2 protein-coding genes are annotated in these 15,751 nt (G+C 73.9%); both read left to right on the plus strand.

What is annotated here, in order from left to right; all coding sequences use genetic code 11:
- Positions 1-20 precede the first annotated feature (20 nt).
- A complete protein-coding gene (locus ACFXGX_RS01140; RefSeq protein WP_384783327.1) occupies positions 21-10,706 on the plus strand; it encodes an SDR family NAD(P)-dependent oxidoreductase in 10,686 nt (3,561 codons plus the stop codon).
- Between the two features lie 32 nt (positions 10,707-10,738).
- On the plus strand, positions 10,739-15,751 hold a 5,013-nt coding region (locus ACFXGX_RS01145; protein ID WP_384783329.1), incomplete at its 3' end, for an SDR family NAD(P)-dependent oxidoreductase.

Consider the following 15,751-nt stretch of genomic DNA (forward strand, 5'->3'; position numbering starts at 1 on the left):
AGGGGTGAGGGACGATTTCGGTGGCGAACGACGACAAGCTCCGCTATTTCCTGAAGCGAGTCACCGCAGATCTCCAGGAGACCCGGCGGCGCCTTCGTGACTACGAGGACGCCGCCGGGGAGCCGGTGGCCATCATCGGGATGAGCTGCCGCTACCCGGGAGGGGTCGACTCGCCCGAGGATCTGTGGGAGTTGGTCGCAGGCGGCCACGACGCCGTCTCGGAGTTCCCCGCCGACCGCGGCTGGGACCTGGACGCGCTCTACGACCCGGACCCGGAGTCCCGCGGGACCAGCTACGCCCGCGAGGGGGCGTTCCTGCGTGACCTGGCGCGGTTCGACGCCGGCCTCTTCGGAATCTCGCCCCGCGAGGCACTCGCCATGGACCCCCAGCAACGGCTGCTGCTGGAGACGTCGTGGGAGCTCTTCGAGCGGGCCGGTATCGATGCCGCCTCGCTGGCGGGGAGCAGGACCGGCGTGTTCGCCGGTGTGATGAACCACGAGTTCCTCGCCGCCCTCCAGAACTCCCCGCAGGACCTGGAGGGTTACCTCGGGACGGGCACCTCGGGCAGCGTCGCCTCCGGCCGCGTCGCCTACACCTTCGGCCTCGAAGGCCCGGCCGTCACGGTCGACACGGCCTGCTCGTCGTCCCTGGTGGCCCTGCACCTGGCCGTTCAGTCGCTGCGCAACGGCGAGTGCTCGCTCGCCGTGGCGGGCGGTGTCACCGCGATGGTCGGTCCCGCCACCTTCGTCGGCTTCAGCCGCCAGCGCGGTCTAGCACCCGACGGCCGCTGCAAGGCGTTCGCGGCCGGTGCCGACGGCACCGGCTGGGGCGAGGGCGCCGGCCTGCTGCTCGTGGAGCGCCTCTCGGACGCCCGCCGCAACGGACACGAGATCCTCGCGGTCGTCCGGGGCTCCGCCGTCAACCAGGACGGCGCGTCCAACGGCCTGACCGCCCCCAACGGCCCTTCCCAGCAGCGGGTGATCCGACAGGCCCTGGCCGCGGCCCAGCTGACCACCGCGCAGGTCGACGCGGTGGAGGCGCACGGCACGGGCACCCGGCTCGGCGACCCGATCGAGGCGCAGGCGCTGCTCGCGACGTACGGGCAGGGCCGTCCCGACGACAAGCCGCTGTGGCTGGGCTCGGTCAAGTCCAACATCGGCCACACCCAGGCCGCGGCCGGGGTGGCGGGCATCATCAAGATGGTCATGGCCATGCGCCGCGGCGAACTGCCGCGCACGCTGCACGTCGACGCGCCGTCCCCGCACGTCGACTGGTCGGCGGGGGCCGTACGGCTGCTCACCGAGCGCACGCCCTGGCCGGCGTCGGACCAGCCGCGCCGGGCCGGCATCTCCTCCTTCGGGATCAGCGGCACCAACGCGCACACGATCATCGAGGAAGCCCCGTCGGCCGAAGCGTTCGCACAGGAAACCGAGGCCTTGGAAGCGCCGGGGGAAGGCGCGCAGAGCGCCGAGGCCGTCGTCCCGGGGGCCGCGCGCCCGGCCGAGGGCGGACCGGTGCCGTGGGTGATCTCCGGCAAGACCGAGGACGCCCTGCGCGTACAGGCCGAACGCCTGCTGTCCCGCACGGACGCCGAAGTCCCTCCACTCGACGTGGCGTTCTCGCTCGCCACGACGCGCATGGCCCTGGAGCACCGCGCGGTGGTCCAGGGCGCGACGCCGGCGGAACTCGCCGAGGGGCTGCGGGCCGTGGCCTCCGGCTCCCCGGCCCCGGGTGTCGCGCGCGGCCTCTCCGGCACCGGTGGGCGCATCGGGTTCCTCTTCTCCGGCCAGGGATCGCAACGCCTGGGCATGGGGCGCGAGCTGTACGCGTCCTATCCGGTGTTCGCCGCCGCGTACGACGAGGTCTGCGCGCACCTCGGCACCGCGGTCGATGTCGACTCGGAAGAACTGCACCGCACCGGCGCCGCCCAGCCCGCACTTTTCGCGGTCGAGGTGGCGCTGTTCCGGCTCCTCGAATCCTGGGGCGTGCGGCCGGACTATGTGGCCGGTCACTCCGTAGGCGAGATCGCCGCCGCGCACGTGGCCGGGGTGTTGTCGCTCGACGCCGCCGCGAAGCTCGTGTCCGCCCGCGCCCGCCTCATGCAGGCGTTGCCCGTCGGCGGAGCGATGGCCGCCCTCCAGGCCACCGAGGACGAAGTCCTTCCGCATCTCACCGACGGCGTCGGCATCGCGGCGATCAACGGTCCGCGGTCCGTCGTGGTATCCGGAGGGGAGGACGCGGTCACCGCGATCGCCGAGGTCTTCCGGCAGCAGGGCCGCAAGACCTCCCGGCTGAAGGTCAGCCACGCGTTCCACTCGCCGCTGATGGACCCCATGCTGGAGGAGTTCGCACAAGACGTCCGCGGGCTGACCTTCGAGAAGCCGCAGATTCCGGTGGTCTCCAATCTCACCGGCCTCCTGGCCGAGCCCTACACCCCCGAGTACTGGGTGCGGCACGTCCGTGAAGCGGTCCGCTTCGCCGACGGCGTCCGGACCCTCCATGACCTGGGCGTGACCACGTTCGTCGAGATCGGCCCGGGCGGCGTGCTGAGCGCCCTGGCCCAAGGCTGCCTGGACGACGACGTGGTCACCGTGCCCGCTCTGCGTGCCGACCGCCCCGAGCGGGCCGCACTCGTCGCCGCCGTCTCCGAACTGCACGCACACGGTGTCTCCCCGGACTGGCACGCCTTCTTCCCCGGCGCGCGCCGCGTCGACCTGCCCACCTACGCCTTCCAGTACGAGCGCTACTGGCTCGACATCTCGCCGGCCGCTCCCCGTGACGTCCGCGCCGCCGGCCTGGGCGCGGCCGACCATCCGCTGCTGGGCGCCGCCGTCTCCCTGGCCGGCGGCGACGAGCGGCTGCTGACGGGTCGGCTGTCCCTGCGCACGCACCCGTGGCTGAGCGACCACGCCGTGCTAGGAACCGTGCTGCTGCCAGGCACCGTGTTCGTCGAACTGGCCGTGCGCGCCGCCGACGAAGCCGGCTGCGAACTGCTGGAGGACCTCACCCTCGAAGCGCCCCTGCTGGTGCCCGAGAAGGGTGGCGTCGCGGTTCAGGTGTGGGTCGGCGCGGCCGACGGCACCGGCCGCAGGCCGCTGACCGTGCACTCGCGCCCCGAGGACGACACCGACCTGCCGTGGGTCCGCCACGCGACCGGCTTCATCACCGAAGGGACCGAAGGGACAGGCGCCGCGGCCGCCGGCCGGGCGCTCACGGCGTGGCCGCCGGCGGGCGCCGAGCCGGTCGACCTGGACGGCTTCTACGACCGGCTGGCCGCCCTCGGCCTGGCCTACGGACCGGCGTTCCGTGGACTGCGGAGCGCCTGGCGCGCGGGCGAGGAGGTCTTCGCGGAGGTCGCCCTTCCCGACGGCACGGACACCGGTTCCTTCCTCCTGCACCCGGCTCTGCTGGACGCGGCGCTGCACGCGATCGGCTTGGGCGGCGCGGACGGCTCCCTCATGGCCGAGGCGGACGGGCCGCTCCTGCCGTTCGCCTGGTCCGGGGTGTACGTGCGCGCCATGGGAGCGTCCACCGTACGGGTCAGGCTGGCGCCGGCCGGTACGAACGCGGTGTCCTTGCTGGTGGCCGACGGCGCCGGCGAGCCGGTGGCGTCCGTCGAGTCGCTGACACTGCGCGCGGTGTCGGCCGAGCAGCTCCGCAAGCGATCCGGTGAAGCGATGTTCACCGTCGAACGGGTGCCGCTGACCCTGCCCTCCGACGACGCGGACGGGACGGCGGTCTCGTACGTCCCGGACATCGCCGCACTGGCTGAGGCCGACGGGCAGCCACAGCCGGACGTGGTCGTGGTCCCGTGCCCCGACGGCCCGGAAGGGGCGACCGGGGCCGAGCGGGTCCGTGCGGTCACCACCGACGTGCTGCGGCTGGTTCAGCGCTGGTTCGCCCAGGACCGGGCGTCGCGCCTCGTTCTGGTGGCGCGCTGTGACGACCTCGCGCACGCCGCGGCGGCCGGACTGGTCCGCTCGGCCCAGGCGGAGAACCCCGGCCGGATCGTGCTGCTCGAAAGCGACCGCCCGGACGAGGCGGCCGCGTTCGTGCCCGGCGTCGTGCTGTCCGGCGAGCCCCATGTCGTCGTCCGCGAAGGGGAGGCCGGCGCACCGCGCCTGGCCCGCGCCGCCTCCCCGGCAACGGAGGACGCGGCCACCGGCCCCGCGGACGAAGCGGCCTCCGCCCTCGCCGAGGGCGCTGCCTTCGGCCTCGGCACCGTGCTGCTCACCGGCGCCTCCGGCGCGTTGGGCAAAACCCTCGCCCGTCACCTGGTGACCGGACACGGCGTGCGCCGACTGCTGCTCGTCAGCCGCCGTGGCGCGGACGCCCCGGGCGCAGCGGACCTGAAGGCCGAACTCGCGGCGCTCGGCGCCGAAGCGACGTGGGCGGCCTGCGACCTCGCCGACCGTGACGCCGTCGCCCGGCTGCTGGCCGCCACCCCGGTCGACTCCGTGGTGCACAGCGCCGGCGTGCTCGACGACGGCGTGATCGCCGCGCTGACCCCGGAGCGCGTGGGCGCCGTCCTCGCGCCCAAGGCCGACGCCGTGCTCAACCTGCACGAGCTCACCGGCCCGAGCACGACGTTCGTGCTGTTCTCCTCCGCCGCGGGCGTCTTCGGCAACCCCGGCCAGGGCAACTACGCCGCGGCCAACGCCTTCCTCGACGCCTTCGCCCGCCGCCGCCACGCCCAGGGGCGGCCCACGGTCTCGCTGGCGTGGGGCCTGTGGGAGCAGGAGGGTGCCATGGCCGACGCCCTCGACGAGACGGGCAGGTCGCGAATGGCACGCTCCGGCGTCCTGCCGCTGCCCACCGAGGAAGGCCTGAGGCTGTTCGACGCGGCTCTCGCCTCGGACGAGCCCGTGCTCGTACCGGTCCGCCTCGACAGCGCGGCCCTGCGGAACCGGACGGCAGAAACCGTACCGGCCCTTCTGCGCGGACTCGTCCGCGTCTCCGTGCGCGGCACAGCCCAGCGCGGCGCCACCGGATCCCTGGTCGAACGCCTCGCCGGGCTGGCCGCCGACGAGCGCGACGAGGCGCTCCTGGATCTGGTCCGGGCCGAAGTCGCCGCTGTGCTCGGTCATTCCTCGCCCCGGGCCGTCCAGCCCGCGCACGCCTTCCAGGACCTGGGCTTCGACTCGCTGACGGCCGTGGAGCTGCGCAACCGGCTCGCCACGGCCACCGATCTGCGCCTGCCCGCCACCGTCGTCTTCGACCACCCCACCCCCACCGCCCTCGCCCGGCACATCGGCACCGAACTCCTCGGCGAGGTCCCGGCCCCCACGGCCGCGACCGCGGCGCGGCAGACCGCGGCCGCCGCCGACGAGCCGATCGCCATCGTCGGCATGAGCTGCCGCCTCCCGGGCGGGGTGCGCTCGCCGGAGGACCTGTGGCGACTGGTGGCCTCCGGCCGGGACGGCATCTCCCGGTTCCCGGACAACCGCGGCTGGGACGTCGACGGGCTCTACGACCCCGACCCCGAGCGCCTCGGCAAGACCTACGCGCGCGACGGCGGCTTCCTGCACGAGGCGGCCGAGTTCGACGCCGGCTTTTTCGGCATCAGCCCCCGCGAGGCCCTGGCGATGGACCCGCAGCAGCGGCTGCTGCTTGAGGCGTCCTGGGAGGCGTTCGAACGGGCCGGGATCGACCCGACGACGGTCCGGGGCAGCCGTACCGGCGTCTTCACGGGCCTGATGTACCACGACTACGGCCAAGGCCCGCGCGAACTGCCCGAGGGTGTCGAGGGCCTGCTCGCCACCGGAGTCTCCGGCAGCGTCGCCTCCGGGCGCGTGTCCTACACCTTCGGCCTGGAGGGCCCCGCCGTCACGGTCGACACGGCCTGCTCGTCGTCGCTCGTCGCCCTGCACCTGGCCGTCCAGGCGCTGCGGAGCGGCGAGTGCACGATGGCGCTGGCCGGCGGCGTCACGGTCATGGCCGGCCCGACGGTCTTCGTGGAGTTCAGCCGGCAGCGTGGGCTGTCGCCCGACGGGCGGTGCAAGGCGTTCGCGGCCGGGGCCGACGGCACGGGCTGGGGCGAGGGCGTCGGCATGCTGCTGGTGGAACGGCTGTCCGACGCCCGTCGGAACGGCCACAAGGTGCTGGCCGTCGTGCGGGGCTGTGCGGTCAACCAGGACGGTGCGTCCAACGGTCTGACCGCGCCGAACGGTCCCTCGCAGCAGCGGGTGATCCGGCAGGCGCTGGCGTCCGCCGGGCTCACACCGGCCGACGTGGACGCCGTCGAGGCCCATGGCACGGGCACCAGGCTCGGCGACCCGATCGAGGCTCAGGCGCTCCTCGCGACGTACGGGCAGGAGCGGCCCGGAGGACAGCCGCTGTGGCTGGGCTCGCTGAAGTCCAACATCGGCCACACGCAAGCCGCCGCTGGCGTCGCAGGTGTGATCAAGATGGTCATGGCCATGCGCCACGGAGTGCTCCCGCGGACCCTGCACGTCGACGAACCCACACCGCACGTCGACTGGTCTGCCGGAGACGTCCGGCTGCTGACCGAGGCCGTCGACTGGCCCGAGACGGACCGCCCGCGCCGTGCTGCAGTGTCGTCCTTCGGCGTCAGCGGTACCAACGCCCACACGATCATCGAGCAGGCCCCCGCGACCGAGGAACTGCCCCCGGCGCCCGACTCCGGCTCGGCCGTGCCGTGGGTGCTCTCCGGCAGGACCGATGCAGCGCTGCGGGCGCAGGCCGCCCGTCTCGCCTCCTTCCTGGACGACAACGACGGTGACAACGACGGCGAGGTGGTCCCGACGGCCGACGCGGCGTACTCGCTGGCCACGACCAGGGCGGCCTTCGAACACCGCGCCGTGGTGGTCGCGGAGACCCCCGACGAGCTCCGGCAGGGACTGGCCGGTGTCGTCGACGGCGCCACGCCGCCCGGGGTGGTGACCGGCACCGCACGCACCGGCGGCAAGACCATTTTCGTCTTCCCCGGGCAAGGGTCGCAGTGGGTGGGCATGGCCGCCGAACTGCTGGAGACCTCCTCAGTCTTCCGCGACCGGATCGACGCCTGCGAGCGCGCCCTCACGCCGCACGTGGACTGGTCGTTGACCTCGGTGCTGCGCGGCACGTCCGAGGTCGAGCAGGACCGGGTCGACGTGCTGCAGCCCGTGCTGTGGGCGATGACGGTCGCCCTGGCCGAGGTGTGGCGCTCCTTCGGAGTGACCCCCGACGCGGTCGTCGGGCACTCCCAGGGCGAGATCTCCGCGGCGGTGGTCGCCGGAGCGGTCTCCCTGGAGGACGGGGCGCGCATCGTGGTGCGGCGCAGCCTCGCGGTGCGCGAACTCCAGGGCCGCGGCGGTATGGCCTCGGTGACGCTCCCGGACGAGGAGGCGCAGGAACTGATCGGCAGGTGGGCCGGCCGCCTCGGCATCGGCGCCGTGAACGGACCCGCCACCGTCGTGGTCTCCGGGGACACCGACGCCCTCGACGAACTCCTCGTGCACTGCCGACAGGAGGGCATCCAGGCCCGCAAGGTCGCCGTCGACTACGCCGCGCACTCTCCGCAGATCGAACGCGTAGAAGCGCGGGCGAGTGAAGGGTTCGCCGGCATCAGCCCGCTCCCCGGCTCCGTGCCCTTCTACTCCACGGTGACAGGCGGGAAGCTGGACGCGGCCGAACTCGGCTCCGGCTACTGGTACCGCAACATGCGGCAGACGGTACGGTTCCACGACGCGACCCGGGCCGCCCTGGCCGACGGGCACGACGTGTTCGTCGAAGTCAGCCCGCACCCAGTCCAGTTGGCGGGCATCCAGGACACCATCGAGGCCGCCGAGGCTGAGGCCGCGGTCGTACCGACGCTGCGCCGCCGCGATGGCGGGCGGCACCGGCTGATGCTGTCCCTGGCCCAGGCCCACGTGCACGGCGTCGCCATCGACTGGGACGCCGTCCTGCCGGGCGCGCGCCGCGCCGACCTCCCGACCTACGCGTTCCAGCGTGAGCGGTACTGGCTGGAGGCGGGCGCTCCGGCCGGTGACGTGCGGGCGGCAGGGCTGGACGCCGCCGACCACCCGCTCCTGGACGCGGCGGTGGAGCTGCCGGACGCCGGCGGCCACCTGCTCACCGGGCTGCTGTCCCTGCAGGCCCAGCCCTGGCTGGCCGACCACGCGGTGCTCGGCACGGTGCTGCTGCCGGGCACGGCCTTCGTGGAACTGGCCGCCCACGCCGCGGCCGAGACCGGCTGCGACCTGGTCGAGGAGCTCACCCTGCAGGCACCGCTGGTGCTGCCCGAGCACGGCGGCGTCGCGCTCCAGGTCCTCGTGGGCGCCCAGGACGCCTCCGGCCGCCGCCCGTTGAGCGTGCACTCGCGATCCGGGGACGGCCCCTGGATCCGCAACGCCACCGGTGTCCTGGCCACCGGGGGAGCCCCCTCCGGCACCGACCTGAGCAGCTGGCCCCCGGCCGACGCCCAGCCGGTGGACCTGGACGGCTTCTACGACCGCCTTGCGGACCTCGGCCTGAGCTACGGCCCGTTCTTCCAGGGGCTGCGTGCCGCCTGGCGCGGCCACGACGCGGTCTACGCCGAACTCGCCTTCCCCGACGAGGCGCAGGCGGACGCGGACGCGTTCGGCGTGCACCCGGCCCTGCTCGACTCCGCGCTGCACGCGCTGGGCGCGGGCGGCCTCGTACCGGCCGCCGACGGGCCCCTGCTGCCCTTCGCGTGGTCCCGCGTCACGCTGCACGGAACCGGAGCAGCGGGCCTGCGGGTACGGCTCTCCCCGGCCGGTGGGGACGCGGTACGGCTGGAGGCCGCCGACGGCACGGGCCGTCCCATCATTTCGGTCGAGTCGCTGACGCTGCGCCCGGTGTCGGCCGAGCAGCTGCGCACGAGCTCCCGGGATTCCCTGTACACCGTGGAGTGGGCACCGTTCGCCGTCACGGCCGACGCGCAAACACGGGTCGTACGGGCCTACGACGATATCGCCGCCCTCCTCGCCGCCCTCGCGGCGGAGACCGGGGCGCGGGCGGATACGGACGCCGTCGTCGTCCCCTGCCCCGGCGGCTCGGGTACCGATGCCGAGCAGGTCCGGAGCGTCCTCGCCGAAGTGCTCGGGCTGGTCCAGTGGTGGCTCGCCGAGGACCGGCCTGCCCGCCTGGTGCTGGTGACCCGGGGCGCGGTCGCCGCCGGGGACGAGCCGGAAGGGGGCGACCCGGTGCAGGCGGCCGTGTGGGGCCTGGTCCGGTCGGCACAGTCGGAGAACCCGGACCGCATGATCCTCCTCGACACCGACGAGAACGCCGATGTAGAGCAGGTCGCAGCGACAGCCGTCCCCCGGCTCCTCGCCTCCGAGGAGCCGCAGGCGGCGCTCCGCGGCGACGCGCTCCTGCTGCCCCGGCTCGCCAGAGCCGCCGCCGACCTCCCGCGGGCCACCCCGGACTTCGGGACCGGCACAGTGCTCCTGACCGGCGCGTCCGGCGCCCTGGGTGGGCTCGTCGCCCGGCACCTGGTCGCCGAGCACGGCGTGCGTGACCTGCTGCTGATGAGCCGGCGCGGCGCGGACGCCGAGGGTGCGGCGGAGCTTCAGGCGGAACTGACCGTCGCGGGTGCCGAAGTCCTCTGGGCCGCCTGCGACGTGGCCGACCGGAACGCCCTCGCCGAGGTGCTGTCCGGCACGCCGGTGACGGCCGTCGTCCACACGGCCGGCGTCCTCGACGACGGCGTGATCGGTTCGCTCACGCCGCAGCGCCTGGAGAAGGTGCTGCGCCCCAAGGTCGACGCGGTGCTGAACCTGCACGAGCTGGCGGGCGACGTGTCGGCATTCGTGGTCTTCTCCTCGCTCGCGGGTACGCTCGGCACCCCCGGCCAGGCCAACTACGCCGCGGCCAACGCCTTCCTGGACGCCTTCGCCCGGCACCGCCGCGCCCAGGGGCTGCCCGCGGTGTCGCTGCCGTGGGGCCTGTGGCGGCGCACCGGCACCATGACCGAGGCACTCGGCGGCGCCGACCGGACCCGGCTCGCCCGCGGCGGCGTGCTGCCACTGTCCGACGAGGACGGCCTGGAACTCCTCGACGCCGCGCTCGCGCTGCAGGAGCCCCTGGTGGTGGCGGCACGGCTGGACCTCGCCGCCCTGCGGAACGCGACCTCACCGGTGCCGCCGCTGCTCAGGGCGCTCGTCGGCGGCCGGCCGCGGCGTACGGACCGGGCGGCTTCCGTACCGCTGGCGCAGCGGATCGCGGGCCTGCCCGAGAGCGAGCGCGAGGAGGCCGTCCTGGACCTCGTCCGCTCCGAGGTTGCCGCCGTCCTCGGCCACGGCTCGGCCAAGGCCGTCCAGCCCGACCAGGCCTTCGGCGACCTGGGCTTCGACTCGCTGACCGCGGTGGAGCTCCGTAACCGGATGAACAAGGCCACCGGCCTGCGGCTGCCCGCGACGCTGGTCTTCGACCACCCGACGCCATCGGTGCTCGCGCGGCGGGTGCTGAAGGACCTCCCCGGTGGTACGGCCGGGACGGGGCCCGCCTTCGACGAGCTCGACCGCCTCGCCGCCGCCCTCGACGGCGCCGGAGCGGACGGCGTCGACAACGTCACCCGAACCAAGATCAACATGCGTCTCCAGGCACTGCTCGCCCGCTGGAACGGGGACGAGCCGGCCGATCCGGGAGGCGCCGGCGGAGCCGAGGACGAAGACGACCTCAGCTCGGCGAGCGACGAAGAGCTGTACGAGCTCCTCGACGACGAACTCGGCATCTCCTGAACTGCGCAGGCCAAAGGGGGCGGGCGACACCGATGATGAACGAAGACAAGCTCCGGGACTACCTCAAGCGGGCCACCACGGACCTGCGCCAGGTTCGGCGGCGGGTGCGCGAGCTGGAGGCCCGCGACCAGGAGCCGATCGCCATCGTGGGCATGAGCTGCCGGTTCCCCGGCGGCGTCGGCTCCCCCGAGGAGCTGTGGCGGCTGCTGGCCGAGGGCAAGGACGCCATCTCGCAGTTTCCCGATGACCGCGGCTGGGACGTCGACGCGCTCTACGACCCCGACCCCGAGCAGCCCGGCAAGGTCTACACCCGGCAGGGCGGCTTCCTGCGCGACGCGGCGGACTTCGACGCGGACTTCTTCGGGATCTCGCCGCGCGAGGCGCTGGCCATGGACCCTCAGCAGCGGCTGCTGCTGGAGACCGCCTGGGAGGCCTTCGAGCACGCGGGCATTGACCCCGCCACCCTCAAGGGCAGTCGCACCGGCGTCTTCGCCGGCCTGATGTACCACGATTACGCCTTCACGCCCGGCGTCCTCCCTGAAGGGGTCGAGGGGCTGATGAGCACCGGCAACTCCGGCAGCGTCGCCTCCGGGCGCATCGCCTACACCTTCGGCTTCGAGGGCCCCGCGGTCACCGTCGACACCGCCTGCTCGTCCTCGCTCGTCGCCCTGCACCTCGCCGTGCAGGCGCTGCGGGGCGGCGAGTGCTCCATGGCGCTCGCCGGCGGCGTGACGGTCATGGCGGGCCCGAGCGCCTTCGTCGAGTTCAGCCGCCAGCGCGGACTCGCCCCCGACGGCCGCTGCAAGTCCTTCGCGGCGGCGGCGGACGGTGCGTCCTGGTCCGAAGGGACCGGCCTGCTGCTCGTGGAGCGGCTGCGGGACGCCCGCCGGCTCGGCCACAAGGTGCTCGCTGTCGTCCGGAGCAGCGCCGTCAACCAGGACGGCGCGTCCAACGGCCTGACCGCGCCGAACGGCCCCTCGCAGCAGCGCGTGATCCTCGAAGCGCTGGCCGGCGCCAGGCTGTCCGCCGAGGAGGTCGACGCCGTCGAGGCTCACGGCACCGGCACGAACCTCGGCGACCCGATCGAGGCGCAGGCGCTGCTGGCGGCCTATGGACAAGAGCGCGAACGACCGCTCCTGCTCGGCTCGCTGAAGTCCAACATCGGCCACACGCAGGCCGCGGCGGGCGTCGCCGGTGTGATCAAGATGGTGCTGGCGATGCAGCACGGCGTGCTGCCGAAGACCCTCCACGTGGACCGGCCGACCCCGCAGGTCGACTGGTCGGCCGGCTCGGTCGAGCTTCTGACCGAGGCGATCGCGTGGCCGGAGACGGATCACCCGCGCCGGGCCGGGATCTCGTCGTTCGGGATCAGCGGCACCAACGCGCACGTCATCGTCGAGCAGGCGCCCGAACCGGAGGCGGAGGACCCGGCCGACGACAGGACCGAAGGCGAGGACGTGGCCGAGGAACTGCTGTGGGCCCGGACCACGGTGGTGCCGTGGGTACTCTCCGCGAAGACCGGGGAGGCGCTGCGGGAGCAGGCACATCGCCTGCTGTCGTCCGTGGACCTCGCGGCCGCGTCCCCGGCCGATGTGGGGTTCTCGCTGGCGGCCACCCGCTCGGCGCTGGAGCACCGGGCGGCGGTCGTCGGCGCGGACGGTGCTGAGCTGCGCGCGGGGCTGACCGCCCTGGCGGCGGGCGAGCCCGCGGCACAGGTGGTGACGGGGCGGGCCGGTGCCGACCGGGGCAAGGTCGGATTCCTGTTCCCGGGCCAGGGTTCGCAGCGGCTGGGGATGGGACGCGAGCTGTATACGGCGTACCCGGTGTTCGCGGCGGCCTACGACGAGGTGTGCGCGCTCCTGGATGCGCCGGTCGATGTCGATTCGGAGGAGTTGAATCAGACGGGTTCGACGCAGCCTGCGTTGTTCGCCCTCGAGGTCGCCCTTTTCCGGCTTCTCGAAATGTGGGGCATCCGGCCGGATTATGTGGCCGGTCATTCGGTGGGTGAGATTGCGGCCGCTCATGTGGCGGGTGTGTTGTCGCTCGAGGATGCGGCGAAGCTGGTGTCGGCGCGGGCAGCTTTGATGCAGGCCCTGCCTGCGGGCGGCGGGATGGCCGCGATCCAGGCCACCGAGGACGAGGTGCTGCCCTACCTGACCGACGAGGTCGGCGTCGCGGCGATCAACGGCCCTCGGTCAGTCGTGGTCTCCGGCGCCGAGGACGCGGTCGGTGACATCGGTGAGGTCTTCGCCGGTCGGGGTCGTAGGACATCCCGCCTGAAGGTCAGTCACGCGTTCCATTCGCCGTTGATGGATCCGATGCTGGAGGAGTTCGCGGAGGTCGTCGGCGGTCTGGCCTTCAACGAGCCGCGGATCCCGGTGGTCTCCAACCTCACGGGTGATCCGGCCGAGTCGTACACGGCCGAATACTGGGTGCGGCACGTCCGTGAGGCGGTCCGTTTCGCCGACGGTGTGCGGACTTTGCACGAGCTGGGTGTGACCACGTTCGTGGAGATCGGCCCCGGCGGCGTACTGAGCGCCCTCACCCAAGGCTGCCTCGACGACGCGGACATCGTCACCGTTCCCGCCCTGCGTACCGACCGTCCCGAACCACAGGCGCTCACTCTCGCCCTCGGGCAGTTGCACGTGCACGGTGTCTCCCCGGACTGGCAGGGGCTGTTCCCCGGCGCCCGGCACGTCGACCTGCCCACGTACGCCTTCCAGCGCGAGCGCTACTGGCTCGAAGGCACGGCCGCGCTCGACGTCTCCTCGGCGGGCCTGCAATCCTCCCGCCACGCCCTGCTCGGCGCGGTGGTGGAGACAGCCGGTACGCAGGACGTGCTGTTCACCGGCCGGCTGTCCCCGGACGACATGCCCTGGATCGCGGAACACACGGTCGGCGGCGTGCCGGTGCTCCCGGTCGCCGCGTTCGTGGAACTCGCCCTGTCCGCGGGACGGCAGACCGGGTTCCCGCACCTGGAACAGCTGGACGTGGACGCCCCGCTGGTCCTGGCCGAACAGGGCGCCGTCCACATCCAGGTGCAGGTCGGCGCGGGCGACGACCCCGACCGGCGCTCGGTGCGCGTCTTCAGCCGGCCGGCCGCGGGCGGCACCGGCGAGCCGTGGATCTGCCACGCCACCGGAGAGCTCACCCGGAACGCTCCGGCGCCGGAGTTCGACATGATGACGTGGCCGCCGACGGGTGCCGAACCCGTCGACGTCGAGGGCCGTCCGGGTCTGCGCGCCGCCTGGCGCGCCAGGGACGAGCTGTACGCCGAGGCCGTACTGACTGTCGCGGAGCGGGACCGGGCGGACCGCTACGGCCTGCACCCCGTACTGCTGGACGCCGCCCTCGGCATGCTGGCGTCGGACCGCGCCGAAGACCCCGGCGAGGTGCTCATGCCCCACGCCTGGAGCGGCATCTCCGTGCACGCTCCGGGGCCCGGGGCCGTACGCATACGCATCCGGCCCGCCGCCGACGACACGGTGACGATCGAACTTTCCGACGCCGACGGCTCTCCCGTCGCCTCGGTCGCGTCCGTCCGGACACGGTCGATGTCCCCGCATCAGGTGCTGGCCTCGCGCGTGGCGCACCAGGACTGGCTGTTCGAGGTCGATTGGGTCGAGCACACCGCGGCTTCCGCACCCGCCACCACTCCCGAAGCCGCGTGGGTGGTCCTGGGCAACGAGGGTTCCCACTCCGACCTCGACGGGCTCCGCAGAGCAGTCGAGCGCGGTGCGCCCACGCCGGCCCACGTCCTCCTGCCCTGCGCCCCGAGCGAGGGCGAGACCGCCGCCGCGGCGCGCGGGCTGCTGGCCGAAGTACTGTCGGCCGTCCAGGAGTGGGTCGCCGACGAGCGGTTCTCCGACGCGCGGCTCGTCGTGATGACGCGCGGAGCCGTCGAGCTGGACGGCACAGCTCTGGACCTCGCGCACGTCGCGGTCTCCGGTCTCGTGAAGTCGGCCCAGACCGAGCACCCTGACCGGCTCCTGCTCGTCGACGCGGACGACTCGGTCACGAACGGCAGCCTCGACCCGACGCTGGCCGCGGCGCTCGCCGCTCTGGACGAGCCGCAGGCCGCGGTGCGCGACGGAAAGCTGTACGTGCCACGCCTCGCCCGGATCACCCGGCCCGAGGAGCCCACCGGTCACGCGTGGGACCCCGAGGGGACCGTGCTGCTCACCGGCGCGGCCGGTGGCCTCGGACGATCGGTCGCCCGGCACCTCGTCGCCGAACACGGCGCACGGAGGCTGCTGCTGGCCAGCCGCCGCGGCCCCGCGGCCGAAGGCATCGGCGAACTCGTCGCCGCCCTCTCCGAACTGGGCGCAGAGGTCGACGTGGCCGCCTGCGACATCACGGACCGGGACGCCCTCGCCGAACTGCTGGCCTCCGTCCCGGCCGAGCACCCGCTCGTGGCCGTGGTGCACGCGGCGGCGGTCCTGGACGACGGCGTGGTCACCGCCCTGACCCCGGAGCGCCTGGACACCGTGCTGCGGCCGAAGGCCGACGGGGCGCTGCACCTGCACGAGCTGACCCGGGACCTGGACCTCTCCGCGTTCGTGCTCTTCTCCTCCCTCGCCGGAGTCCTGGGCAGTGCGGGCGCGGCGAGCTACGCCGCCGCGAACGCCTTCCTCGACGGGCTGGCGCGGCAGCGCCGGGCCGCCGGTCTGCCCGGGACCTCACTGGCGTGGGGCCTGTGGACGGACAGCGGCGGCATGGGCGACCGGATCACCGACGCCGACCGTAACCGGATGGGGCGAGCCGGAGTCGTGCCGTTCACTCCGGCGGAGGGGCTGGCCCTGTTCGACGCCGCCCTCACCGTGGACCGGCCGGTGATCGTGCCGGTCCGGCTGGACGTTCCAGGACTGCGCGCCATGGCCCGCGCCGGCATGCTGCCCGCCGTCCTCCGCGGCCTCGTCGGCGACACCGGTGCCGCGGCCGGGGGGGGCGGGGGCCGGGGCCGGGGCTACCGCGGTCTCGGCGCGCGTCGCGGCCGTGGTCCGGGTGGTCCTGCGGACCGCCCGCCTCGACGGGGACGCGCGGGC

The organism is Streptomyces sp. NPDC059371 (assembly GCF_042751995.1).
GTDB lineage: Bacteria > Actinomycetota > Actinomycetes > Streptomycetales > Streptomycetaceae > Streptomyces.